The sequence below is a fragment of the Pararobbsia alpina genome (genome assembly GCF_965118125.1).
In the GTDB taxonomy this organism is placed as follows: Bacteria; Pseudomonadota; Gammaproteobacteria; order Burkholderiales; family Burkholderiaceae; genus Pararobbsia; species Pararobbsia alpina_A.
In genome coordinates this window covers 980590-1003455 of sequence record NZ_OZ221288.1, presented here as the reverse complement: position 1 = coordinate 1003455, position 22866 = coordinate 980590, and the positions used below count along the sequence as shown (strand labels likewise).

Here is a 22866-nt window from a genome sequence, read left to right as displayed (position 1 = left end):
GATTTTGTGCGTCTCGGGAGCTGAGACGATTAGGTACGAGCTTCCACAGGGATCGTCGGTTACGACGAAGCTGGAGGCTGACTATTCGACGACAATCCACATCAATATCCCGGGTCATTCAGAAATTACATGGAATTCTGGAATTCCCTTGGAGTGCGTTGTTTTGAAATCTGCAGTCACCGTAACGGCTGCCATACTCGCACGCAACGCACGCGTGGGAGTTCTCACGGGTCGCCTCGCGGCGCGGGGATGCACTTTCGCAATGAGGCATATGCAGCAGCAACATATTGGTGAAGACGGTGATGGTTAAGATTCAAGAAAACTACTTTTTTCAATACAAATTGGAGTTGCGATGCGTGCGATGTTGACGAAGGTGTCGTGGTATTGCGGTTTAGTCATTCTGAGTGCGGTAGTGTATTGGTTTCCAATCCCTGTTTTTAAAGAAGCCTATTTTTTGGCGTTAGAAGGGTATGCATCCAGCTTGGTGTTATGGTATTTCACTCGATGGGTCTTCAAATTTGATCTAAGGCGAGTCGCGAGACAAAAAATAAACCACTCATCCCAGCGGGATAAAGTTCTTCTTATTGTTGTGGTGGTGCTCGGCGCGGTTGCCCTTTTTTGTGAATGGCTAGAGGTTGCTGGCTTCTGCATCTTTGCCGCTATATTTGTTACCCAAGACATTCTTTGGGCTAAATGCGATCGCGATGCATTTCGGATGAATCAATTCGGAAAAGCAAGCTAGGGATTGAATATGCAACGCTGTGCCCGGGTGATAAATAATTCTTGAGAGTGGTGATGAATAAAAAAATAAAAATAATCTGACATGTGCAAGTGGGGGTTAAATGAATACCCGACTAATAAGGGTCTTTTGGTACTGTGGGTTGATTGCTCTGATAATGCCAATTGCCTGGATGGGTGCTTCTACGCTGGCAAGTGCATATTTTTGGGCGCTGGGCGCGTATTTTTCAAGCTTGGTCACATGGGTATTGTGGCGGTGGGTTTGTAAGTTTGAATTCGATCGGGATTTGCTGAAGCCGAAAAGATTTTTTTTAGAATTTAATGAACTGATATTGATCCTTGGGGTGCTTGCCTCCACGATGACCCTTCTGTGTAAATGGGAAATTGCTGCCAAGATCAGTCTCGTTTTAGTCATGTGCGCCGTCGAAGACATTCTATGGAGTAGGGCGCGACGCAATGTCCTTCGCAGAGCCAGAACGCAAGACGGGTGACGTTGCGTTGTCTCTCTGTAAGCGTATTTGATCGGATTGTCCGTCGGTTTAATAAATGAACGATTTCGATCCGATTAAGGCGGCCTTGTTTCGACGCGAAGCGTTAGAGGCGCAAAAAGAGCGATTTGCCGGTCAAGTACTCATGATGTATCCGCCCGCGACGTGGGCGATGTCGGCGCTCATCGCTCTACTTTTCGGATTGATGGTTGCATTCGTTTTATTTGGTTCATACACGAAGAAGATCCTAGTCTCAGGTCAGCTCTCTCCGGTGTCCGGTCTGGTGCGTGTTTTTAGCCCCCAAGCTGCGCGCGTTGTTGAAAAGCACGTCTCGGAGGGCCAACTCGTGGAGGAGAACCAGATCTTGTATGTCGTCTCCAGCGACAACAGAAGCAACGCAATGGGAGACGCGCAACGCGCGATCGTCAACGAGATTCGCGTTCGGGAAGCCTCAGTTTCTGCGGAGCTGGATCGCATCGGTGCATCTGGAAAGGAAGATCTGGAGGCGCTCGTGGAGCAAAAGACGAATCTTAAAGAGCAAATCGGGTTGCTCGATGATCAACTGCGCGATCAACGCGCCCGAGTGGCGGTGTCGGAGAGCGCGGTCGCCCGCTATCGGCAATTGCTGGACAGCGACTCCACGTCTCTGGATATGGTTCATCAAAGGGAGAGCGAGCAGCTCGAGCAAACGTCCCGGCTTATAGAGTTGAAGCGGAGCCGTAAGAAGGCGGTGCAAGAGTTGCACGCTGCGGAGCACGACATTCGCAACGCGTCGAGCAAGCAGGAAAATCGGCTGGCGCAGTTGTTACGTGCCAAAAGCGAATTGCTTCAGGAGCGCGCCGCCGCAGAAGCAAAAAGCAAAGCGGTTATCTACGCACCGAGAAGAGGCATCGCTACCGCCGTGCTCGCGGACGTGGGTCAATCGGTCGACCCCGGTCGGCCAATGCTGGCCGTCGTTCCCGAGTCAGGCGAGCTCGAGGTCGACCTCTATGCGCCAACTCAAGCAATCGGCTTCATTCGCCAAGGCGATCACGTATCGGTACGGTTCCACGCTTTCCCGTATCAGAAGTTTGGCCACTACCCCGGATCCGTAAAGTCGATTTCCCTGGCTCCGATGAGCGTCTCCGATTTGGCTGCGATAAGTGGTACCACGCCGGGAGTCGATCCAGCCAAGCAGTCGGAGCCCTATTACCGCATCGTCGTGGCACTCGAGTCTCAGGTCGTGCACGCTTTCGGTCGCGACGTAGCGCTAAAGAGCGGAATGACGCTCGATGCGTCAATCCAGCAGGAATCGCGTCGCATTTATGAATGGATGCTCGAGCCGCTGTACAGCTTGCGCGGGAATCTGTCTTAGGCCTCCTCGCTTTGACGCATGGCTTGCAATGCCCGTGTAGCGGGTTGTTGTGATTGTTGCTTTGGCTACCCGAGAAAACGTCTCTGACTGGAATCTTCGCATGGAGCTCCTGGATCACATCATGACCGGCTTCCGTCGACGGCTGCCGGTCATACTGCAAGCGGAATCGACCGAGTGCGGTCTTGCTTGCATCGCAATGATCGCGATGTGCCATGGTTTCCATGTCGATCTGCGAGTCTTGAGGCGGCGATTCCCGATCTCACTTAAAGGTGCCTCGTTGCCGCATCTCATGAAGATTGCTGGCAGGTTGGATCTGTCATGCCGCGCCATGAGAGCCGATCTTCACGAACTGCGCGAGTTGCGGTTACCTTGCGTCGTCCATTGGAATTTCAATCACTTCGTCGTGCTGAAGCGCATTGCGGGGAAAAGCGTGCATGTTCATGATCCGGCATTGGGCGCGCGAGTCATGAACATGAGCGAGTTCTCCGCATGCTTTACTGGTGTCGTACTCGAGGTCTGGCCTTCTCCGGATTTCAAGCCGGCTCCATCGCCGAAGCAACTCCACCTCAGAAACCTGATGGGGCGTATGCGCGGTGCAAGACGTACGCTTGGCCAGGTATTTGTGCTCGCGGCGGCACTGGAATTGTTTTCGATCGTCAACCCGCTATTCATGCAGCGCGTGACGGATGATGTCCTCGTGAATCTCGATTCGAGCTTACTGACAACGCTCGTGGTCGGCTTCGGCATTTCAATGCTCGTGCAGCAGTGCATATCGGCAATTCGCTCCTGGTGCCTGCTCCATCTATCCGCCACGCTGAGTGTTCAGTGGAAGGCGAACGTCTTCAACCATCTGCTGAAGTTGCCAATCGGTTTCTTCGAGCGACGGCATGTCGGTGACATCGTGTCGCGATTCGGATCGATCGATTCGATTCATCAGACGCTGACCACGTCGTTCATTGCCGCCTTGTTGGATGGGGCGATGGCAATAGCCACGCTCGTGGCGATGTGCCTGTATAGCGGCGCGCTGACCGCGGTGGCGATCGCGACAATGGCGGCCTACGCACTGGGTCGCATATTGACGTATCGACCCTTTCGAAACGCCGCCCTGGACACAATTGTCCGGGGCGCTACTCAGCAGAGCCACTTTCTCGAGACGGTTCGTGGAATGCGGGCCATTCAACTGTATCAGCGAGGCGACGAAAGAAGCAGCGCATGGGTCTCGCTATTGGTCAATCAGATCAACGCCAGCCTCAAATCGCAAAAGCTACAGCTGCTCTATCAAATAGCGAACGGCGTTCTATTCGGAGCAGAGAGTCTTCTGGTGATGTACATCGGTGCCCATCTGGTCATGAAGGGCCAGTTGTCGATCGGTATGTTGATTGCGTTCACAGCATACAAAGGACAGTTCGATTCGCGCGTCACAGGATTGATCGACAACTTCTTCGCAGTCAAGCTACTTCAGTTGCAAGGAGAGCGCCTGGCCGACATCGTCCTTCACCCGGTTGACGAAGATCCGGATCGCGGCGCGATTGATACGCGAAACCTTCGAGGCGAGGTCGCAATGCAAGGCGTCCGATATCGGTACGCCCACGGAGAGCCGACCATCCTGAATGGCGTGGATCTTGTGATCCATGCCGGCGAACGCGTTGCGATCGTTGGGCCAACAGGATGTGGAAAGACGACGCTACTCAATCTTTTGCTCGGAATCGTCAAGCCGACCCACGGGGCCGTGTTGATCGACGCAATCGATCTGAACGAAATCGGCGTCGAGACGCTTCGAAAGGAGATGGGTGTCGTACTTCAGGACGATGTGCTATTCGCGGGCTCGATTGCGGACAACGTATGCTTCTTCGACAACCAACCCAACGATCAGGACATCATCGCGGCTTCAATATCCGCGGCCATACACGACGAAATCATTGCGATGCCGATGGGGTACAACACGCTGGTCGGGGATATGGGAACAGCGCTATCAGGGGGGCAGAAGCAACGGATATTGCTGGCGCGGGCCCTGTACAAGAAACCCAGGATCTTGATTCTTGATGAGGCGACGTGTCATCTAAATGTAGAGAAAGAGCGGGAGATTCTGCTGGCGGTCAATGCGCTTGGCATAACCACCATTCTGGTCGCGCACCGACCGGAGACCGTGCTTGAGGTTGATCGCGTCATTGCATTGGCAGCGGGTAGGGTCGCATGGACAGGGACGCCTCAGGAATTTTTTGCCGCGAAGCGACTTGGCGGTGTTTAGCGAGGGAAGACGAAACAGCGCCGCTGCGCATCATTCCGACGAAATATCGCCGCGAGTCTGCCCAATGCAAATTCGCAACGAATTCGCCTCCTCACTGGCGGCGAAGTTTCATCGCACCGCCAAACCCCGTTCTCTACTGCGCTCGCACGCAGGAAATCAGGTGCCAAGCGGTGAGCGCAACGCGCATCTTCAACGTCGTATGTCCGCCCGTTCACAGAACCTTCTTCGCCTCGGTCGATTTGACCGCATCGATGACCGCAAAAATCGTGTCACGGTGAAACATCCGTTCGTGATATAAAACCGCCATTCCCAGTCGTCCAAGCGCGCATCGAGTCGCGTACGCGACCGATCAGCAACCCCACTAGTCTTACCAGATTGAAGCGCATTCGAAGTCGTTTCATCGATGGCGTCGCCCGCTCGTTGCGCGTGATCACGGTACCGTCGAGGAACTCAAAAGGCTATGCAACAAGCCTGGCGATGGTTGTCGCTTCTGTTGCACTTTCCTCCCTGGTGTTGGACCACTCGGTCACTGGCCGCGTTGTGACGATCCTTGCGGCGGGTCTGCTTGTCGCGACGGCGGTCACGCGTTTGCTGAAGGGGAGGCGAACAGAAGCGGACCTGCTGCGCTCGTTGATGGACGAGTCGCGTAGCCAGTCCATCCTGCTCAACGACATCGAAAACCACGTCGACACGGTGTTCTGGACCTGCACGCCCGACTTCCAGCACCTGCTCCACGTGAGCAAGGCGTTCGAGCGGATGTGGCAAATGCCCATGAGCGCACTGATCGGCGACGACTCGGCATGGCAGCGACGCGTGCACGTCGACGACGTGGGTCCGCTGCACGACGCGATGCGTATCGCCATCCGCGACGGCATCTATATGCAGTCGAGTTTCCGTCTGGTGATGCCCGACGCGACGATCAAATGGGTGCGCGTCGATGCGTACCCCGTGACCGATGCGCACGGACGTGTCGAACGCTATGTGAGCGTGTGCGTCGACGTGACCGAGGAGCGTCGGCGGCTCACTCAGCTCGACTACCTGGCCCACGTCGATTCGCTCACGCATCTCGCGAACCGCAAATCGATGATGGATGCGCTCTCGAAAGCCTGCGGTGAGACCGCTGCGTTTGCGTTGCTCTTTATCGATGTTGACCGCTTCAAGTTGCTGAACGATACGGTGGGTCATATGGCAGCCGACCGCTTGCTTCGTATCATCGGTCGTCGCATCCGCAAAGTATTGCCGGAGGCCTCGGTGGTTGCGCGTCCCGGTGGTGACGAATTCACGGCCATCCTTCCCGGGCTGTGGTCGGAGGACGAGCTCGGCCGCATCTGCGGGCGACTCACGAAGGTTGTCGAATACCCGATCAAATCGGGCCAGCAGGGCCTTGAGCTTTCCCTCTCGGTCGGGATCGCGTTGTTCCCCGATCACGGCCATACAAGAGAGGCGCTACTGACGAGCGCCGACACCGCAATGTATGCGGCCAAGCGAGCAGGTCGCAATACGTGGCGTATTTTCGGTGCGGCTGAGAAGAACGACCTGACTCGCAACCGGCTCGAGCAAGAACTCGGCTCGGCGTTCAGGAACGGGCAGTTCTCGCTTCACTACCAGCCGCAAATCTGCCTGCGTACGCGCAAGGTCATTGGTGTCGAGGCACTGCTACGCTGGAATCATCCGGTGCGCGGCTTCGTGTCGCCGGCCGAATTCGTGCCATTGCTAGAGCACGCCGGGCTGATTCTCCCGGTCGGTGACTGGGTCGTGGCTCAGGCGACAGAAGCACTGAGCGAATTGCATCGGCTGGGTTACCCGCTGTCGATGTCGATCAACGTATCGGCAGTCCAGTTCCGAGACACGTCGATACAGGATGCCATCGCAACGAACCTGCGATTTCACGGCTTGCGGGGCGAGTCCTTGGTCGTCGAGATCACGGAGTCGATCCTGATGGATCGCAGCGAAGCCGTCCAGCACGCCCTCAACGCGATTCGTGATATGCAGGTCGGCATCGCGCTCGACGACTTCGGTACCGGGTTTTCGAGCCTGAGCTATCTCGCCAAATTCCGTCCCGAAGCGCTCAAGCTCGACAAGTCGTTCGTCGACGATATCGAAGACGATGCGGTCGCGCTGACGATCGTGCAAGGGGTGATCGATCTCGCGCATCGGCTCGGCGTGCACGTGCTTGCAGAGGGCGTCGAAAGGGAAGGTCAACTCCAGTTGCTCGAAGAAGCCGGTTGCGATTCGATTCAGGGCTATCTCGTCGGACGCCCCGTGCCCTTTGCTGACCTGATTGTGCAGCTTGCGCTTGAACCTGCCACTTCTGCCTCCGCGGGAGAGCATCACAGTCGCGCATAGACGCGAGCAACGATGCTCGAATGTGAGCGAATGCGAGTTGGTCTATAGCGACTTTGTTCCTACGGCCTCATCGGATGAGCGTCGTAGTCGCGTATAGTCGCGAGCACGTATGCCAATGCGTAAGCGAACGCGGGTCATCTTCTGAACTGGCGCGCTACCCGACTGATCTTCCGAGTGCCTATGCGAGAGTGGATCGCTGCCTTGCCGATGTACAACGTCACGTCGACGCTGCGTGGCCATTGGCGCACGCTGATCGACGACACGCTTGGCCTTCTCCGCGAAGACGGGTTTGCCGATCCGGTGGTGCAGCTCGACACAGCGGATCTAAGCCTAGATACGCTCTGGCGGCGCGACGATCTGTTGGTCTCGCAGACGTGTGGCTATCCCCTGATGCGCACGCTGCCATCATCGATTCAGGTTGTCGGGACTCCGGTATTCGACGTGCCAGGTTGCGACGGGCCGAACTATTCGAGTGTGCTCGTCGTGTCAGACGCGGCGTATGCGGCCGGAGCCACGACGATCGAACGTTGCCGCGGCTTGAGGGCCGCCTTGAACGACCCGCTGTCGAACAGCGGGATGAATGTGTTTCGTCATGCCGTGGCGCCGTTTGCCACTGAAGGCCGGTTTTTCTCGGCTGCCATCGAGACGGGATCGCACGTTGGATCGCTCAAGGCGATCATCGAAGGGACAGCGGACGTCGCGGCCATCGACTGCGTGACATTCGCGTATGCACAGGAGATTGCGGAGATTGCGCGCGCGCCGCTACACGTTATCGGCTATACGATGCAAACGCCAGGGCTACCGCTTATCGCTTCCGCGTCCGTGGCGCCCGATGTCGTCGCGAAACTAAGAGATGCGCTCGGCCGCGCACTGAACGCTGACCCGGCTCGGGCTTGTGCGCTGCGTTTGCATGGCTTCGCGTCGCTCACGCGCAGCGACTACACGGTGCTGATCGATCTGGAGTCCGAGGCAATCGCCAAGGGCTATCCAAAGCTCGCATAGCCCGGCCTGAGTCCCTCTATTCCGCTTCACTCCGTTCAATGTGAAGCGCCCCGCATATAAGCTTCTAACGATTCGTTCGTTGGTCCGAACGTGGCACGGCCCTTAGACTCGTGTCATATCGGATCTGGCTCCCCGTTATCCCGATACCCGAAGGGTTGGGCATCTTACGCCAAGCAGGTAGACGAAGACCGACACGTTCGGGCGGGATAGCAATGCAGGAATACTTCGACCACGACCATCAACAGGCCGTCGCACGGCTCAAGGCGAACTGGACCGCACGCACCGAGTGGCCGACCTGGCTTGCGATTGTCGCGGTGTACGGAAGCTGGTTCGGGACGCTCTACCTGCTTCACCAAAGTCGCATCAGCCTGTTCACTGCAGCGCCGCTGCTGATTGTGTCGACGGCATGGTACATGTCGGTCCAACACGAATTACTGCACGGTCACCCCACGCGGATCGAATGGATCAATCGCTTGTTGGGCTATGCGCCGCTCGCTGTCTGGTACCCCTACACCTTGTATCGCGATACCCATATTGCGCATCACGATGACGAGCGGCTGACGATGCCTTCGGTCGATCCTGAAAGCAACTATGTGATGCCGCATGCATGGGACAGCATGTCGCCGCTTAAGCGTGCGCTTCTGCAAATGCGAAAGACATTTATCGGGCGACTGCTGATCGGACCGCCGATGATGGTGTTGTCCCTCGTCAAACACACGCTGCGCGACTGGGCGAATGGCGATTTCCGGTACTTGCGTATGTGGTCTACCCATACGGTGCTTGTCGTCGCCATGCTGGTGGCGATCCATCGCTGGAGTGGTGTGCCCGTCTGGTACTACCTGATCGTCGTGGCGTGGCCGGCGCAGTCGATCGCCATGATCCGCTCGTTTTACGAGCACCGTGCCGTATCGACCACGAAGGCGCGCATCGCGATCAACGAGGCCGGTCCTCTGATGCGCCTGCTTTTCCTCAACAACAATTTCCATCTCGTGCACCACGACCTGCCGTCGCTGCCTTGGTATTTGCTACCGCATGTGTATCGCATGCGTGAGTCCGAATACATCGACAAGTGCCATGGCTTTCATATCCGTGGTGGCTATGCCGAGTTATTCCGTCGTTATGCATTTCGTTCGCCGGACGCGCCGGTGCATCCGTTTGCGGATGCGGGGTCTTGAGGGAATTTTTTGGCTCGCCACGACGCTCACGAGAAGTGTGTGGCAACAGTGATTTGACACTATCGGCTCTCGCGCGCCGGCGTTTGCGTCCTCAAGCCATCGTCTGCGAACGACCCAATAAACTGCTTCCCCACAAAGGCGATATGCGCATGCATTGCCGAGAAGGAGGCCGGTGCGTCGCGATGGACGATAGCCTCGAAGATCGCACGATGCTGCGCGAGTCTCGCGAGTGCGAGTTCGTGCGCGTTGTGCCGGATTCTCGAAGCCGCAAACGTGTTGTCGGCGATATGGTCTCGCAGCTGGCCCATGACGCTTCCGTAGAAATGTCCCAGCATCAGATTGTGTGAAGCGGTCGCGACGACGGCGTGAAATTCCGCGTCGGCCCGGGCTTCGGCGTCGACGTCGTGCGCGCATACCGCACGCTCCATACGCTCCACGATCCGTCCCATGGCCTGGATTTCGCGCGCTCCCGCGCGCTGGGCGGCAAACTGCGCAGCCGCGCACTCGAATATGAGCCGAAATTCCAGCGTGTCCTCACGCAGCGGCAATTGTTCGGAGATCAGTTGCAACCAGGGTGCGGCGCCGCGTGACGTCGGTTGTGCCCGGATAAAGACACCGCTGCCACGCCGCGTTTCGAGCAGCCCCCGGGCAACCAGACGCTGAATCGCTTCGCGCAACGTCGCACGTGAAATGCCGAGCTCGGGTGCCAACTGCCGCTCGGGAGGCAAACGCTGTTCCTTCGCTCCACTCGCCTCAAGAATGCGAGTTTCCAACTCCCTGACGATCTGCCCAACCATGGCTCGGCCGGACTCGCTCGCCGAGCTTCCGCGCGTCGTCACAATGGCACCTCCAAACGCTGTGGTCTGACCAATTTCACGGCGGCGCGTGCCCGGCACACCATGGCGATCGCCGATTGACTCCGACACCTATCGAAGTGGATCGGCCTTTTACTCGAATATCCCGCCATACGGAGCCCGACATGACCCCGCTTTCGCGCGCCCTCAAACTCCACGCCGACGATGATGTTGCCATTGCCCGCGAGGCCGTGGCGGCAAACACGACGCTCAACGAATTCGACGGCCTGGTCGTGCGCCAGGACGTTCCCGCTGCTCACAAGATCGCCTTGCGTGAAATCGCCGTCGGAGAAGCCGTGCGACGCTATGGCCAGATCATCGGCTTTGCGACCGCCGGCATCACCCGCGGAGATCACGTTCATACGCACAATCTTTCGATTGGCGCCTTCGATCGTGATTATGCGTTCAGCAGCGACCTCAAACCGGTCGCGCAGCCCGTGCAACCCATGACGTTCATGGGTATCCGCCGCCCGGATGGCCGGATCGCGACGCGCAACTATGTCGGCGTCGTCAGCACGGTCAATTGTTCGGCAACGGTCAGCAAACGCGTGGCTCAGCATTTTGCCGCGCCCGGCGCGCTGGATGCCTTTCCGAATGTCGATGGCGTCGTTCCCATCACGCATAGCTTCGGGTGCTGTATCGATCACAACGGCGAGGGCATTCAGCAATTGCGTCGAACGATTGGCGGCTATGTCAAACATGCGAATTTTGCCGGTGTACTCGTGATTGGCCTGGGCTGCGAAGCGAACCAGATGGGGGCGCTGTTTGTCGCCGAAGGCGTCGAAAGCGGCCCAATGATCGTACCGCTCGTCATGCAGGAGCTGGGCGGGACGCAAAAGACGATCGATGCAGCGATCGAGGCGGTGAATGCGATGCTGCCGCAAGCCAACCAGGTCGTGCGCGAGCCGGTTCCGGTTTCGCATATCAGCGTCGCCTTGCAATGCGGCGGTTCCGACGGCTACTCGGGCATTACGGCCAATCCCGCCCTGGGCGCGGCGGTCGATCTGCTCGTCCATCATGGCGGCACGGCCATCCTTACGGAAACGCCGGAGATCTACGGTGCCGAGCATTTGCTGACGCGACGCGCGGTGTCGCGCGAAGTCGGGGAAAAGATCGTCGAGCGCATTCATTGGTGGGAGTCCTACGCGGACCGCGAAAAAGGCAGCATCGACAACAACCCGACGCCGGGCAACAAGGCCGGCGGCCTGACGACGATCCTCGAGAAATCGCTGGGCGCCGTTGCGAAGAGCGGATCGACACCGCTGACGGGCGTGTACCGCTACGCCGAACCGGTCGACACACATGGCCTGGTCTTTATGGACGCGCCTGGATATGACCCGATGGGCGCCACGGGCCAGATCGCAAGCGGAGCGAATCTTGTCGTCTTCACCACGGGACGCGGTTCGTGCTTTGGTGCCAAGCCGGCCCCATCGATCAAGCTCGCGACCAATACGCGCATGTACGAACGCATGCGCGATGATATGGATATCAATTGCGGCGACATCATGGACGGTGATTCGACCGTGCAGCAAAAGGGCGAAGAGATTTTCCAGGCGATTGTCCGCGTCGCATCGGGTGAACGCAGCCGCAGCGAGGTGCTTGGCGTGGGTGACGAGGAATTCGTGCCCTGGATGATCGGCGCGCAGATGTAGGGGAAACCGTGCCGCGTTCAGCGCACGAGCAATTCGAATGGCGCGGCTTCTTCCCAGACGAAGCTGCCATCCTCTTGCCGGATCAGTTCGGGGTGGTGGCCGGGGACGATGCGGTCCGCGCGTTCCAGGATGCGCTTGATCGTGCGTGTGCCTACGTCGACCTCGTCGAACGCCATGTCGCAGCGCTTGAGAATCGCTTCCTTGGCGTATTTGATCGCGTCGCCCGCGAGGACGACGCGCCCTCGATCGGCGGTTTCCAGTTCGATGCCGCAGCAACCCGGAGTATGGCCGGGCGCGGGAAAGTACGTCACGCCTTCATCGAGCTGGCCCTCGCCATTGAGGAATTCCACGCGCGATTTCGACAACTGCTCGCGAATGCCCCACGGCATCAGCAGGTCGTTCGGGTGCGGATGGGCGGCATATTCCCACTCGCGCTCGCTGACGAGAAACCGTGCATGAGGAAACAGATCGACGTTGTGCGCGTGATCGAAATGCAAGTGCGACAGGAACACAGTGCCGATGTCGGACGGAGCAAGACCGCGATCGCGCAAGGCCTTCAACAGGCCAAGGCGAGAGACGAAGCCACCTGTATCGAACAGCATCAGGCCGTCGCGGCTGCGAATCAGTGTGATGTTCGCGATGCCGAGAAAATCGTGCTTAAGACGCAGGGCATTGCCCTGCACCAGGATGTCGTACGTCGGCTTCATGCGGTGTCCTCGTGTGCGAAGCGTTCAGGCGCTGAACGTCGAACTCATGCGATGCGCGCGGCGGAACGCTTCGAGCGGCGGCATGATGTGATCGACGGCAAGCGCCACGAAGCCCTCTCGGTCGCCATTTTTCAGTTGCTCGATCATGGTCGCGTGGTGCTCGCGCGAGTGCGAAAGCAATTGCGGATCGCCGACGCCGTACCAGCGAATACCGGTGGTCTCGACCCACAGTTTCTCGATGGTTTCGGCCAGATACTGGTTCGGGCAGGTGGCCCAGATGCGGCGATGGAACGCATCGTTGAGCACGTTGACCTGAAGCAGATTCCCCGCATCGAGTTCACGGCAGTACTCGATGTGGATGGCTTCAATTTCCCTGATCGCATCGGGACGTGCAGGCATCGGCACGCGGGCTGCCGCCTCGCGCTGCAGGATCATCCTGACTTCATAAATCTGCTCGACTTGCTCGATCGAGAAATCACGCACGATCACGCCGCGATTCGGCCGGCGCGTGACGAGCCCCATGCGGTCGAGATGTACAAGCGCCGCGCGCGACACATGCCGCGACACGTTGAACTGCGCGCTGATTTCCTCTTCGACCAGTCTCTGATGCGGTCTGAGCCGTCCAATGATGATGTCCGACTTGATCGCTTCGACCAGTTGTGCCGCCTGAAGGTCCGTTTTTGTTACCAATCGATGTTCCTCAATGTTCGCGCTATCAGGGCGCTTCAGCGGTGCCCGCGTGTTCGCGGGCGTGCCAGCCGCGCTTCGACCTGTTCCATTCGCGCAGGCCTGGTCGATGCCGAAAACGGGGCCTTTTACCGGTTTATAAGGCACGCATTCTACTGGCTAAAAAAGCCAACAGTATTGGCGTAAACCTTGACGACAGTTTTATTGACAAAATTGTCGCCAAAATCAAGACTGGCTCACCTCGCGATCGAAGCGCCGGCGAAATCACCGCGCTACATCGATCGCGCAACGCTGAACAAGGGTGTGGAGACATGATTCGAAGGGCCGAAACGAATGGCATCGAGATCTGCTATTCGCTGACGGGCACGCCGGGTGCGCCGACGGTCGTCCTGAGTCACGGGCTCGCGGCTGACCTGTCGATGTGGGAGCCGCAGGTCAATGCCTTGTCCCGTTCGTTTTCCGTGCTCTGCTATGACATTCGCGGCCACGGCGGCTCGGGCAGTACGGCAGGCGACTATTCGCTTGCGCTGCTTGCACAGGACGTGCTCGCACTGATGGACGCGCTTGGCATCGCGCAAGCGCACTACATCGGGCTGTCACTGGGCGGCATGATCGGCCAATATCTCGGTGCCTGGCACGGAGAACGTCTCGCGAGCCTCACGCTGTGCGCCACCACCAGCGATGCGCCAAAGGCGTCGTGGGATGCCCGCGTGCGTGAAGCGCGCGAACTCGGCATCGTACCGCTCGTCAACGCGACGGTCGATCGATGGATCACCCCGTCGTTCCGGCAGGAACAACCCGCACTCGTCGAAAAGATGCGCGCCATGGTGATGGGTACATCGCTCGATGGCTATGCCGGCAGCGCAGCGGCGATCCGCGATATGGAGCTCGCGGCTGTGCTTGGCCGCATCACGGTCCCGACGCTCGTGGTGGCGGGCGAAGAAGACACCTCGACGCCGCTTCCCGTGCTTGAGCGGATTGCGCAGGCCATTCCCGGCGCTCAGCTACTGACGACTCCCGCGGCGGCGCATATGCCAACGATGGAGCGTCCCGAACTGTGCAATCCGGCCATCGAACATTTTCTGCTGACCCAGTCGAACGGTGCGGGCAGTCATTGAGCCTTTATTCAGGAGTTGTCATGGCAGGCCGTCTTAATGGAAAGCGCATCGTCATCACGGGTGCGATCGGCAATATCGGCAAGGAAGCGGTGCGCAGCTTCATTGCCGAAGGCGCGCGCGTGGTCATTGGCGATATCGACGAGAAAGCGGGACGCGCCGTCGCCGAGGAACTCGGCGCCGCCACGCATTTCGTGCAGGTCGACGTGACGCGCGAAGAGAGTGTGGCCGCGTTGATTGAAGCGGGCGCTGCATGGCTCGGCGGACTCGATGTGCTCGCGCAAAACGCTGGCTTGCAGCGCTCGGGCGCGATCGCGGAGTTTGATCAGGCCAATTGGGATGCGCTCTTCGCCGTCAACGCACGCGCGCATTTCTTCGGCGCCAAGCATGCGATTCCGCATCTGAAACGCGCGGGCAAGGGGTCGATCATTAATATGTCCTCGCTCGCCGGCAAACGCGGCGGTCCGGGATTGGTAGCGTACTCCGCGTCCAAAGGCGCCGTGATTTCGTTCACGACGGCGCTTGCGCTCGAGCTCGCGCCAGCAAACATCCGCGTCAATGCGATTTGCCCGGGTTGGGTCGATACGGCGTTCAATCAGCCCGCGATCGACTTCATGGGCGGTGCCAGCGCTCAGCAGCAGAAAATCGAATCGCTCGTGCCGCTGGGTCGTCAGGCGGATGCGGCGGAAATTGCGCCGCTCTTCGTCTATCTCGCATCTGACGAGTCGGCGTACGTGACCGCACAGGCATTCGGTATCGATGGCGGTGTCTACAATGGCTGATCCCACGGCGCAAACGACGGCACGCGCCGTATCCGGTGCGCCGAAGATCCTCGATATCCAGGACGTCGCGAAGTCGTATGGCGCAACGATCGCCGTGCGCCGTGTGTCGTTCGATATCGAAGCCGGCGAAGTCCACGCGTTGCTCGGCGAAAACGGTGCGGGCAAGTCGACGATCGTGAAGGTGCTATCCGGCATCGTGACACCGGACACGGGCGCGTTAATGCTCGACGGTCAGGCGTATCGTCCCGCGGATCCGATGGCCGCGCGCGCGGCAGGCGTCTCCACGGCGTTTCAGGAGCTGAGTCTGCTGCCCAACCTGAGCGTGGCGGAAAACCTGATGTTGCCGCGGCAGGCTCGAGGCAAGGCAGGGCTCGTGTCGGTCAAGGATAGCCAGGCTCGTGCGGCCATTATTCTTGAGGAGTACGGACTCGGCCATATTCATCCGAGCGTGCAGGTAAGTGCGCTGTCGCTGGCTGAGAAGCAACGCGTCGAAATCACGCGTGCCGTTGCACGTCGTCCTCGCCTGCTCGTGCTCGACGAGCCGACTGCCGCACTGTCCGATCCGACCTGGCTGTTCGACATTCTTGAACGTCTCACGGCGTCCGGCACAGGCGTGCTCTATATCTCGCACCGTCTGTCGGAAGTGCGTCGCCTCTGCCGTCGCGGCACGGTGCTGCGCAATGGCGAGAGCATCGAGACGGTCTCGCTCGCCGGTATCGAAGATGCGGGCATCTTCAAGATGATGGTGGGCTCGGCGGCACGCGAAGTGCATGCGGGGCGCAGTCAGGCGCAGGTATCGACGTCGGAAGCCTTCGGTGTCACGGATCTGTCTGGCGGGCAGGTCGAGCAGATCAGCCTGAGCGTGAAACAGGGCGAGATCGTCGGCGTGGCTGGCCTCGAAGGGCAGGGGCAGCGCGATTTGTTTCGCATGCTCGCCGGGCTGACGCCGGTGCGTCAGGGCGAAATCCGCGTCGACGGACGTGTCGTGCGTCTTGCGAATCCGGCCGATGCGGCGCGCGCGGGCATTGGCTTCGTGCCTGAAGAGCGCAAGACCGAAGGTGTGTTTCTGGGGTTGCGCACCGACAGCAATATGGCGCTGCCGATACTCGGCAAGCTCGGACGTTTCGGTATCGTCAGCAGCCGGCGCGAACGCGCGGCTGTCAGCCAGGAAGCGACGCGCGTCGATCTCGCCAGCCGTTATCTGAAACTCAAGATCGGCGCGCTATCGGGCGGCAATCAACAAAAGGCGCTGATCGGGCGTGTCTTGATGGCAGGCCCGCGCCATCTTGTGTTGTTCGATCCGACGCGTGGCGTCGATGTCGGTACCAAGGCCGTGATCTACGGCGTGATCCGGGATTTTGTTGCGCAAGGCGGTGCGGCGCTCGTCTATTCGACGGAATTGGCGGAGCTGATCCAGCTCGTCGATCGCTGTGTCGTTGTCTACGGTGGCCGCGTCGCGGGCGAGGCGGCCGGCGACAGTCTGACCGAGCCGCATCTGGTCGCGCTCGCGGCAGGACAGGGAGTGCATTTATCGTGAAGTCATCCATTCAAGTTTCAGACGCCGACGGCGCCTTGCGGCCCGATCCATGGCTGCGTCGCGTGCTCGGTGACGGCACCACGATCATCGTCGCGATCCTGATTGTGTTGACCGTGATTTTCGCGGCGACACAAGCGGATGCATTGAGCGGAAGCGTGCTGACGGACATTCTTAACAACAGCCTGCCGTTGGCCCTGGCCGCCGCGGGCGGCACGCTGGTCGTGCTTACACGCGGCTTCGATCTCTCGGTGGCGGGCGTCATTTCGCTGACCAATGTGCTCGTCGCGGTGCTCGCCGGCGACGGAGCGACCGGAGCGCTTGAAGGCGCTGTGATCGCGGTCGTGACCGGCGCCGTCGTCGGTGCGATCAATGGCTATTTCGTCGCCTACTGGAACCTGCAGTCGATCACGCTGACGCTCGCTTCGATGATCGTGTGTTCGGGCATCACGCTGCTGATTCTCGATGCGCCGGGCGGCAATGTATCGGACTTCATGAACTACGCGATGACCGGACGCGTCGGCGATGTAGTGCCTGTCGCACTGGCGATCGTCGTGGTCGTCTACGCGACCTGGCGCATCCTGCGCCGCACGGACTGGGGGGTGGGGCTCTACGCGACCGGCGCTGATGAAACGGCCGCCGTGCTGGCCGGCGTGCCGACGCGGCGTGTGAAGCTGGTGGCCTATATGCTGGCCGGCGTGTGCTATGGCCTGGCCGGCTTCATGCTGACCGCATTGACTGCGACCGGCACACCCAACGCCGGCGACCCGTATCTGCTGCTGGTCTTTGCCGCGATCGCACTGGGCGGCACATCGTTCTCGGGCGGGCGCGGCGGTGTCGCCGGTTCGATCCTTGGAGCGTTGACGTTGACATTGCTGCAGAAGGTGTTGTTCTCAACAGGCGTGTCGTCGTTCTATACGGGCATTTTTCAAGGCGTGGTCATGATTGCCGCTGTGGTTGTCGCGGTGTTCTTTGCACGTATCAGCACACGCGGCGAGGTGCGTTCATGACAGAGACGCCATTAACTGACGGCCGGCCTGCCGACACGCGCGGCGGCGAAGCGTCGCCAGGCCTGCTCGGCCGTATCGATCGCGATATGCGTACGGCGATCGCCCTGCTGGCGATTTCGTTTGTGCTGATCGTCGCTTCACGCGCGTTGGGGCCGAACTTCGGCAGCCTGACGCAGATGAAGGCGATTCTCGTGATTTCGAGTTTCCTGATGGTGGTCGCGTTCGGTCAGCAGATGGTGATTCTGCTGGGCGGCCTCGATCTCAGCGTCGCGTCGATGATGACGCTTGGAGGCGTGCTGGCTTTCAAATGGATCGGCGGACCATCAGCTTCGTCGGTGCTGTGGGGTGTGCCGGCGATCCTGCTGATCACGGCCGCACTGGGGGCGTGCAGCGGAATCGGTGTGAGTCTCGTGAAAATCCCGCCGTTCATCATGACGCTTGCGATGGGCGTGATTCTCTACGGCGTGACGCTGGGCTTTACGCAGGGCACCCCGACGGGGCAGCCGTCCGCTGCATTGTCGTCCCTGTTCGCGACCACGGCGATGGGCACGCCGATCCTGTATCTGATGGTGCTGGGCACCGCCGCAGGGTGCTTTCTGCAGATACGCACGAGTTTCGGGCGCAAAGTCTATGCGCTCGGCACCAATCCGACCGCGGCCTTCGTGGCAGGTCTGCCGGTGCATCGCCTGACGATCGCGGCGCACGCAATCAGCGGCGCCAGCGCCGGGCTCGCCGGGATCCTGATGCTCGGCTACGTGCGCGGCGTGACGCTGACGCTCGGCCAGAGCTATCTGTTGCCATCGGTCGCGGCTGTCGTCGTTGGTGGCACTTCCATCGTCGGAGGTCGGGGCATCTATCTCGGTGCGGCAGCCGGCGCCATTCTACTGACCACATTGTCCACGCTCGTTTCATCCCTCGGTATCGCGGAAGGCTGGCGAACGATCATCTACGGTGTCGTGATTTTCCTCGCGCTCGTGCTCCTGCGCGATGACCTTATGCAACTCATCAAACGAAGTGGCTTCAGCCGTTCCACACCACGCAGCACTCCACAAAGCAGCAACAAACAACGCGAATGACCGGTTCGACCGGACGCCATATTGGAGGACACACATGAATTTTCGCCTTTTCCTGAAGACCTGCGCGCTTGCGCTTTCGACAGCGGCCGTGCTGAGCGGCGCTGCGCACGCGCAGACACCGCCGAAGAAGTTCAAGGTCTATCTGAGCATGAGCTATAGCGGCAACGGTTATCAGACAGAGACCTCGAACCTGATCAAGGCGCTGGCCGCGACACCGCCTTATGACAAGCTCGTCGAACTGAAGACGGTGATTTCGGGGACGGACGTGCAAGCACAGGCCGCTGCGTATCAGAGCATGGTGTCGGCGGGTGCGGACGCAATCATCACGTTCCCGATTTCGGCCACCGGCCTGAATCGCGCGATCCACGAGGCGTGCGAGAAGCATGTACTGGTGTACACGTATAGCGGCACCGTGACCGAACCATGCGCACGAACGGTGAGCTATATCACCGCCGGCTTTGCACCGAATACGGCGCAATGGCTCGTGAACAAGCTCAATGGCAAGGGCAATGTCTTTATCGACCGGGGCGTGGCTGGCAATTCCGTCGACAAGATGAACTACGACGGCGCGATGAGCGTGTTCAAGCAGTATCCGGGCATCAAGATCGTCGCCGAGTACTACGGCATGTGGAATAGCCAGACGACGCAGCAGGAAACCGCGAAGGCGCTGGCTGCGCATCCGGACGTCGATGCGATCTTCGGCGAAAACGGTGAGGACGGCATCGTGGCCGCCATGCTCGCAAGCGGCCAGAAGAAGCTCGTGCCGGTCACCGGCGAAAACACCAACGGCTTCCGTCTGGCGCTTGCCAATCCCGATCTGCGCAAGCGCGGACTCGACGGCATTTCGTCCGGCGACCCGATCAATGTGTCCGGCTATGCGTTCAAGCTCATGATGGAAGAGCTGACCGGCAAGCGGAAGGTGACGGTCCATAACATCGAATATCCGCTGCCATGGGTGCCGGCCGATAAGGTCAAGGTGTGCTCGGGCGACAAGTTTGTCGATGGCTGCAACGCCTTCCCCTCGACCAGGGTGCCCGATTCGTTCAACACGGAAGTGTTCGATCCTGTTCTGACGCCGGAACTGTCGCTGAATTCGGCGTTGAACGGTACGCCGACGCCGGGAGCGACGATTCAGCCGCTGCCGGCTGACGTCGTCAAGCAAGCGCCTGATGTACCGGGTGTCAATTGCCAGCACTGCCAGGCTCCGGCTGATCTGTTCAAGCTGACGAAGGTCACGGCGACCGTCAAGCCTTAAGGGAAGTCTCTCTTCAGCCGGTTCGGTCTTTGACGAACCGGCTTTTTCGTATCGGGAGCACAGTGCGCGTCGGTCATATCCTTTATGTGATTCGTCTGTGATCGCCGAACGCACCGATGCGGCACTTGCCCCAGGTTTGACGAGGTTTTCGTGGACATCATTCCCATGTGTGACGCGTCATTGCCTGTAACGCGCGCGCCTCGCATTCGTTTTCCAGCCGGCACGGTCGACTGCCATTTCCATGTTTTTGGCCCCGCGGATGCGTGGCCTTACGCGCCAAGCCGCAGCTATACGCCGCCGGATGCAACGCTTGACACGTATGAAGCCCTCGCCAGTACGTTCGGCATCGATCGCGCGGTGATCGTGCAGCCCAGTCCGTATGGCATGGATAACCGGCGCAGCCTTGAAGTCATTGCGGAGAGTCGCTTGCCGATGCGTGCGGTACTCGTGCTCGAGCCTGACGTCACCGATCGTGAGTTAGCCGACTACCATGCGCTGGGTGCGCGTGGTGTGCGTCTGAACCTGCTGTTTGGCGCGGGGCTTGCCATCGGGCAGGCCGATGCGCTTGCACAGCGCATTCGCGATTCCGGCTGGCATCTTCAGTTTCTCGCCGACGTGTCGACGTTGGGCAATCTGACAGCGCTGGTCGAACGTCTGCGAGTGCCGGTCGTATTCGACCATCTCGGACATGTGCCGACGGTCAAGGGTGTCCACGACCCCGGTTTTCGCAACCTGCTTGCGCTCGTGCGTGAAGGCCTGGCCTGGGTCAAGCTGTCGGGTGCCTATCGCTCGACGTCCCTTCCTGTGCCGCCTTACTTTGATACGCGACGCTATTTCGACGCTTTGATCGAGGCGAATCCTCATCGATTGGTCTGGGGCACTGATTGGCCGCATCCTTCGATTCCGGTAGCCATGCCCGACGATACCGATCTCGTCGATCAATTCGGCGACTGGGTTGGCGATGCGGGTTTGCGGGAGGCCATTCTGGTTCGCAATCCGGAGCAGTTGTATGGATTCGAGCGGTACGACGGGCATGTGCCTGACTGAGGGGCAGCACGCACGACTGCGTTCGTTCGTCACCATTGCCAATTCTGTTGGCACTGGCGATTTTCGTCGGGGCAACGGTCACGCGGTTTGGTGAGCGGTCGGAGTGGGCAGCGTGGTCGAGTGAGCGTCGAGTTCGGCGAGTAAGCGGTGGCGCCAACGGGCCAGCTCGGGAACTGCGCGATCGCGAGGGCGTTTGAGATCGATGTCGAACGAATCGACAATGCGTCCGGGCTCGGCCGCCATCAAGTAGATTCGATCGCTAAGGAAAAGTGCTTCATCGAGATCGTGCGTGACGACGAGAGCCGCCGTGCCGTGGGCGGCGGTCATTGATAGCAGCAGTGTCTGCAGGCGCATACGAGTGAGCGCATCCACCGCGCTGAATGGCTCGTCGAGCAGTAACAGATCGGGACGGGTATAGAGCGCACGTGCCAGTGCCGCTCGCTGTGCCATCCCGCCGGACAATTCCTTAGGCCAGGCGCGCTCGCGCCCGGCGAGACCGACTTCGTTGAGCAGGCGTATCGCGTACCCATCTTTATCGCGTTTGCCGCCGGCGATAAACGTCACATTCTGCTCGACGCTGAGCCATGGCAGCAGGCGCGGCTCCTGAAACATGATGCCGACGCGTTCGGATGGATTGGCGACGGCTTTTCCTCCAAGCTTGACGGTGCCGTCATAGGCATCGTCAAGGCCGGCGACGATTCGGAGAAGGGTGCTTTTCCCGCAGCCGCTCGGGCCGATCAGGCTCACGATCTCGCCGGGCCGGATATGGATCGATACGCCGTCGAGCACGCGTTTTTCGCCGAATCGCTTGGCGATGAGGTGTGCGTGGAGCAGGGGGTGAGTCATAGGGCAGTCTGGCTTGCTCGTTCGTGCTCGTGCGTTGGTGCGTCGTGCTGCGATTCGCGCCGTGAAGCGCGATCGATATCACGCGTCGACGTGCCGTTCGAATCGCTCTCCGTATCACGCCAGCGCAGGCAGCGCTGTTCGATGACCCTGACGATGCTGTCGCTGAGCTTGCCAAGCACGCCGAAGAGGATGATGGCGGCGAAGACCCAGTCCGTGCGTCCGGTTTCGCGACCGTCGCTGAGCAGGTAGCCGAGGCCGCGCGTGGCGGCGATCAGTTCAGCCGCGACGACGAACATCCACGACACGGCGAGCCCGATACGTAGCCCGGCAAAGATCTGGGGCATGGCTGCCGGCAGCAGGATGCGACGCACGAGCGCGGCGTGGCTCAATCCGGCGACCTTGCCGAGTTCGATCAGCTTGCGGTCGACCCCTCGGATGCCGGACAACACGCTTAGATGAACGGGAAAGAAGGCGCCTATCGCGACCAGCGTGATCTTCGGCGCTTCGTCGATACCCATCCAGAGCAGCAGAAGCGGAACCCATGCCAATGACGGTATGGCGCGCAATGCCTGAAACGTCGGATCGAGCAACGCTTCGAGGCGCTTGCTAAGCCCCATTGCCCCGCCGACCAACACGGCGCTGATGGCTCCGAGGGCAAAGCCCGTCAAGACACGTCCGCAACTCGCTCCGATATGACGCAGCACACGTGGCAGTCCCATCTGAATCAATGAAGCCGCGACCTCGCTCGGTGCGGGGACAAGATTCGACGCAATCCATCCTGCGCGTACGGCCAGTTCGACAAGCGCGAGTGCGACGAACGGCAACGCAAGTCCGGCGCGTTGCCAGGCTCGGATTCCGGAGCCGGGCCGGCGAGCACGCCGTTCGCTCGCCTGGCGCGCGAGCGAACCCGGCTGGGCAACGTGATCGGCACGACGCATCTCGTTCATCGT

The 22866-nt window shown here is 59.8% G+C and carries 21 protein-coding genes; 15 read left to right on the top strand and 6 right to left on the bottom strand.

The genetic code is table 11. From position 1 onward, the window contains the following. The first annotated feature begins 352 nt into the window (after positions 1–352). Complete coding sequence (locus ACMFWR_RS22720; RefSeq protein ID WP_413196946.1) at positions 353–742, top strand: hypothetical protein; 390 nt, start codon at positions 353–355, stop codon at positions 740–742. A gap of 96 nt (positions 743–838) precedes the next feature. On the opposite strand, the gene ACMFWR_RS22715 is transcribed toward ACMFWR_RS22720, so the two are convergent. Continuing rightward, a complete protein-coding gene (locus ACMFWR_RS22715) occupies positions 839–1132 on the bottom strand; it encodes a hypothetical protein (RefSeq protein WP_413196945.1) in 294 nt (97 codons plus the stop codon). Positions 1133–1284: 152 nt separating this feature from the next. On the opposite strand from ACMFWR_RS22715, the gene ACMFWR_RS22710 reads away from it, so the two are divergent. The 6 genes from ACMFWR_RS22710 to ACMFWR_RS22685 all read left to right on the top strand — a co-directional run bounded on the left by ACMFWR_RS22710 (position 1285) and on the right by ACMFWR_RS22685 (position 9351). Continuing rightward, entirely contained in the window at positions 1285–2580 is a 1296-nt protein-coding gene (locus tag ACMFWR_RS22710; RefSeq protein WP_413196944.1) for an HlyD family secretion protein, read from the top strand. A 100-nt stretch (positions 2581–2680) separates the two neighbouring features. Next, complete coding sequence (locus tag ACMFWR_RS22705) at positions 2681–4828, top strand: peptidase domain-containing ABC transporter (protein ID WP_413196943.1); 2148 nt, start codon at positions 2681–2683, stop codon at positions 4826–4828. A gap of 64 nt (positions 4829–4892) precedes the next feature. After that, complete coding sequence (locus ACMFWR_RS22700; protein ID WP_413196942.1) at positions 4893–5126, top strand: hypothetical protein; 234 nt, start codon at positions 4893–4895, stop codon at positions 5124–5126. A 179-nt stretch (positions 5127–5305) separates the two neighbouring features. After that, positions 5306–7174, top strand: a complete 1869-nt coding sequence (locus ACMFWR_RS22695) for a putative bifunctional diguanylate cyclase/phosphodiesterase (protein WP_413196941.1) — start codon at positions 5306–5308, stop codon at positions 7172–7174. A gap of 180 nt (positions 7175–7354) precedes the next feature. Beyond that, a complete protein-coding gene (locus ACMFWR_RS22690) occupies positions 7355–8176 on the top strand; it encodes a phosphate/phosphite/phosphonate ABC transporter substrate-binding protein (protein WP_413196940.1) in 822 nt (273 codons plus the stop codon). 212 nt (positions 8177–8388) lie between these two features. Then, entirely contained in the window at positions 8389–9351 is a 963-nt protein-coding gene (locus tag ACMFWR_RS22685) for a fatty acid desaturase (protein WP_413196939.1), read from the top strand. 59 nt (positions 9352–9410) lie between these two features. Here ACMFWR_RS22685 and ACMFWR_RS22680 read toward each other — a convergent pair whose 3' ends face one another. Then, positions 9411–10148 (bottom strand): FadR/GntR family transcriptional regulator, encoded by a 738-nt coding sequence (locus tag ACMFWR_RS22680; protein ID WP_413196938.1) that lies wholly within the window; start codon positions 10146–10148, stop codon positions 9411–9413. A gap of 182 nt (positions 10149–10330) precedes the next feature. Here ACMFWR_RS22680 and ACMFWR_RS22675 point away from each other — a divergent pair, with 182 nt between their 5' ends. Continuing rightward, a complete protein-coding gene (locus tag ACMFWR_RS22675) occupies positions 10331–11857 on the top strand; it encodes a UxaA family hydrolase (RefSeq protein WP_413196937.1) in 1527 nt (508 codons plus the stop codon). Between the two features lie 17 nt (positions 11858–11874). Here ACMFWR_RS22675 and ACMFWR_RS22670 read toward each other — a convergent pair whose 3' ends face one another. Both ACMFWR_RS22670 and ACMFWR_RS22665 read right to left on the bottom strand, forming a co-directional pair. After that, entirely contained in the window at positions 11875–12564 is a 690-nt protein-coding gene (locus tag ACMFWR_RS22670) for an MBL fold metallo-hydrolase (protein ID WP_413196936.1), read from the bottom strand. 24 nt (positions 12565–12588) lie between these two features. Then, positions 12589–13254 carry a GntR family transcriptional regulator gene (locus ACMFWR_RS22665; RefSeq protein WP_413196935.1) on the bottom strand — a complete coding sequence of 222 codons (666 nt, stop codon included), beginning with the start codon at positions 13252–13254 and terminating at the stop codon, positions 12589–12591. A 308-nt stretch (positions 13255–13562) separates the two neighbouring features. Here ACMFWR_RS22665 and pcaD point away from each other — a divergent pair, with 308 nt between their 5' ends. From pcaD to ACMFWR_RS22630, 7 genes are all read left to right on the top strand, one after another. After that, positions 13563–14369 carry a 3-oxoadipate enol-lactonase gene (gene pcaD / locus ACMFWR_RS22660; RefSeq protein ID WP_413196934.1) on the top strand — a complete coding sequence of 269 codons (807 nt, stop codon included), beginning with the start codon at positions 13563–13565 and terminating at the stop codon, positions 14367–14369. 20 nt (positions 14370–14389) lie between these two features. After that, positions 14390–15148, top strand: a complete 759-nt coding sequence (locus ACMFWR_RS22655; RefSeq protein ID WP_413196933.1) for an SDR family NAD(P)-dependent oxidoreductase — start codon at positions 14390–14392, stop codon at positions 15146–15148. After that, positions 15141–16685, top strand: a complete 1545-nt coding sequence (locus ACMFWR_RS22650) for a sugar ABC transporter ATP-binding protein (RefSeq protein ID WP_413196932.1) — start codon at positions 15141–15143, stop codon at positions 16683–16685. The genes ACMFWR_RS22655 and ACMFWR_RS22650 overlap by 8 nt, the downstream gene beginning before the upstream one ends. Then, positions 16682–17692 carry an ABC transporter permease gene (locus ACMFWR_RS22645; protein WP_413196931.1) on the top strand — a complete coding sequence of 337 codons (1011 nt, stop codon included), beginning with the start codon at positions 16682–16684 and terminating at the stop codon, positions 17690–17692. The genes ACMFWR_RS22650 and ACMFWR_RS22645 overlap by 4 nt, the downstream gene beginning before the upstream one ends. After that, positions 17689–18768 (top strand): ABC transporter permease, encoded by a 1080-nt coding sequence (locus ACMFWR_RS22640; RefSeq protein ID WP_413196930.1) that lies wholly within the window; start codon positions 17689–17691, stop codon positions 18766–18768. The genes ACMFWR_RS22645 and ACMFWR_RS22640 overlap by 4 nt, the downstream gene beginning before the upstream one ends. 34 nt (positions 18769–18802) lie before the next feature. Beyond that, positions 18803–20023 carry a sugar ABC transporter substrate-binding protein gene (locus ACMFWR_RS22635; protein ID WP_413196929.1) on the top strand — a complete coding sequence of 407 codons (1221 nt, stop codon included), beginning with the start codon at positions 18803–18805 and terminating at the stop codon, positions 20021–20023. A 150-nt stretch (positions 20024–20173) separates the two neighbouring features. Beyond that, the gene (locus ACMFWR_RS22630) at positions 20174–21070 is read left to right on the top strand and encodes an amidohydrolase family protein (protein ID WP_413196928.1); all 897 of its coding nucleotides are present in this window, start codon (positions 20174–20176) and stop codon (positions 21068–21070) included. A gap of 78 nt (positions 21071–21148) precedes the next feature. On the opposite strand, the gene ACMFWR_RS22625 is transcribed toward ACMFWR_RS22630, so the two are convergent. Continuing rightward, a complete protein-coding gene (locus ACMFWR_RS22625; protein ID WP_413196927.1) occupies positions 21149–21916 on the bottom strand; it encodes an ABC transporter ATP-binding protein in 768 nt (255 codons plus the stop codon). After that, positions 21913–22863: an ABC transporter permease gene (locus tag ACMFWR_RS22620; protein WP_413196926.1), complete on the bottom strand. Its 951-nt coding sequence runs from the start codon at positions 22861–22863 to the stop codon at positions 21913–21915. Before ACMFWR_RS22620 ends, ACMFWR_RS22625 begins: the two co-directional genes overlap by 4 nt. Between the last annotated feature and the right edge of the window lie 3 nt (positions 22864–22866).